Origin of the sequence: Lysobacter enzymogenes, from assembly GCF_017168095.1 — a bacterium.
GTDB lineage: Bacteria > Pseudomonadota > Gammaproteobacteria > Xanthomonadales > Xanthomonadaceae > Lysobacter > Lysobacter enzymogenes_D.
Window position 1 is genome coordinate 1 of the sequence record NZ_LXSD01000662.1, and the last position, 847, is coordinate 847.

The 847-nt window shown below is 75.9% G+C and carries 1 protein-coding gene; it reads left to right on the forward strand.

Annotated elements, in window-relative coordinates:
* Positions 1–671, forward strand: a 671-nt coding sequence (locus A7A76_RS25355) for a hypothetical protein (RefSeq protein ID WP_206413923.1), incomplete at its 5' end; no start/stop codon positions are given.
* Between the last annotated feature and the right edge of the window lie 176 nt (positions 672–847).

Genomic DNA, 847 nt, shown 5'->3' on the forward strand with positions numbered 1-847 from the left:
GCGGCCCGGCCGCGCGCGCGGCCGGCGCGCCGCGCCTGGAATCGATTCGCCCGGCCGCCTCGGAGCTGCTGCGCGCCGCGCGCCTGGGCGATGCCTTGCGCATCGAAGGCCGCAACCTGCAGGCCGCCGACGCCGAACTGGTGTTCGAGCATCCGCGCGCGGCCGCCGCACGCACGCTGCCGGTCGCCGCCACCGCCAGCGCGCTCGCGCTGGACGCGCAACTGCCCGCCGCCGGCGTCGACGCCGGCGCGATGGCCGACTGGATCGCCGGCTTCTACGCGGTGCGCCTGCGCCTGGCGCCGGCGGACCAGCCGGCCATCGCCAGCGCGCCGATCGCGATGATGCTGGCGCCGCGCGTCGAGGTCAGCCCGCTCAACGCCGCGCCCGGCGCATTCGCGCTGACCCTGCGCTGCAGCCCGCGCCTGCTGCCCGAACAGCACGCCGGCGTGCGCGTGCGCTTCGGCGGCGACGAACTGCTGGCCGACAGCATCCAGACCCCGGCCGATCCCGAACAACCCACCACGATCGAGGTCAACGTACCCGCGGCCCTCGCCGTGGCCGGACGCTATCCGGTGATCGTGCGCGTCGACGGCGTGGAGAGCATCGCCGCGGTCGCCGACGACCAGGGCGTGTTCGGCTTCGATCCGCAGCAGACCGTGGTGATCGCGTGAGGAGCGCCGCGCCCATGCCCGACACCGCCCACCACGAGCGCGAACGCTGGATCGAGGACAACAACGATTACCTCGCCGCGTCCCTGCATTGGCTGCGCCTGCGCCTGCAACAGTTGGCCGCGCCGCCGCCCGAGCCGGCGTCCGCGCAGCGCGCGCCGGCGCCCGGCCGGCCGCAA